This window comes from Streptomyces natalensis ATCC 27448 (assembly GCF_000935125.1).
Taxonomy (GTDB): Bacteria; Actinomycetota; Actinomycetes; order Streptomycetales; family Streptomycetaceae; genus Streptomyces; species Streptomyces natalensis.
Genome location: NZ_JRKI01000020.1, coordinates 1 through 1,502 on the forward strand (window position 1 = coordinate 1; position 1,502 = coordinate 1,502).

Here is a 1,502-nt window from a genome sequence, read left to right on the forward strand (position 1 = left end):
AGTCGGGGGAGCCGGTCGAAGGGGACGTCCTGGTGGGTGTACGCGGCGAGGTCCGTTTCCCGTACCCGGCCGAGGAGTTCGGCGAAGGTCGGGTTGCCGGAGGTGTCGGTGCGCAGTACCAGGGTGTTGATGAAGAACCCGACGAGGTCGTCGAGCGCGTCATCGGTGCGACCGGCGATGGGGGAGCCGAGGGGGATGTCGGTGCCCGCGCCGAGCCGTGTCAGCAGGGTCGCCAGGGCCGCCTGTACGACCATGAAGACGCTGGTCCGGTGTTCGCGTGCCAGGCGGGAGATGTCTTCGTGGAGCTCGGTGTCCCAGGTGAAGGGGACGCTGTCGCCGTGGTAGCTGGCGGTGGCGGGTCGGGGGTGGTCGGTGGGCAGTTCGAGGCACTCGGGCAGTGCGGCGAGCTGCTGGCGCCAGTAGGCGATCTGTCCGGCGATGACGCTGTCGGCGTCGTTCTCGTCGCCGAGGATTTCACGCTGCCAGAGGGTGTAGTCGGCGTACTGCACGGGCAGCGGCGCCCACTGCGGTGCCGACCCCTCGCAGCGTGCCGCGTAAGCGGTGGCGAGGTCGTGGGCGAGGGGACCCATGGACCAGCCGTCGCTGGCGATGTGGTGCGCCAGGATCAGCAGCGTGTGCTCGTTCTTCTCCTCGGTGCTGAACACCCAGGCACGAAGGGGCAGTTCACTCGTGAGGCGGAAGGTGTGGCGGGCGGCCGCGGCGATCCGCTCGTCGAGGCGTGCGGCGTCCGTCGTGACGACCTCGATGGTCGGCCGCGCGGCGTTGCCTTCGAGGACGTGCTGGTAGGGGGTGCCGTCCGTCTCCGGGAAGACGGTGCGGAGGGTTTCATGCCGCTCGGTGAGGTCGTGTATGGCGCTGCGCAGCGCGTGGATGTCCAGCGTTCCGGTGAGTCGCAGGAGGAGCGGGACGTTGTAGGTCGCGCTCGGCCCCTCCAGCCGGTGCAGGAACCACAGCCGCTGCTGGGCGAAGGACAGCGGTACGCGCTCGGGCCGCGGCATCGGCACCAGCGCCGTACGCCCGTCGTCCGCGGCACCGAGGAGTTCGGCGATGCCCGCGACCGTCGGCGCCTCGAAGAGGTCGCGAACGGTGAGTTCCCCACCGAAGGCGGAACGGATGCGACTGACGAGACGCATGGCGAGGAGGGAGTGTCCGCCGAGGTCGAAGAAGTTGTCGTCGATGCCGATGTGTTCCGCGCCGAGGGTTTCGGCGAAGACGCCGCAGAGGATTTCCTCCTGCGCTGTACGGGGGCCTCGTCCGCCTTGGGTGCCGGTGAACTCGGGTGCGGGGAGGGCCTTGTGGTCGAGCTTTCCGTTGGGGGTGAGCGGCAGAGCGTCGAGGGTGAGGAAGGCGCTGGGGACCATGTAGTCGGGCAGTGCGCGTGCGGCGTGTTCGCGCAGTCCGGCCAGGGTGGTGTCACCCCCCTGGGCGGGGACGACGTAGGCCACGAGCCTCTGGTCGCCCGGCCGGTCTTCGCGGACGAT

Annotated in this window: 1 protein-coding gene; it reads right to left on the reverse strand. The window is 69.7% G+C overall.

The genetic code is table 11. The features are described 5' to 3' along the window. Positions 1-1,502: condensation domain-containing protein (locus tag SNA_RS13895; RefSeq protein ID WP_044365253.1), on the reverse strand; the 1,502-nt coding region annotated here is incomplete at both ends.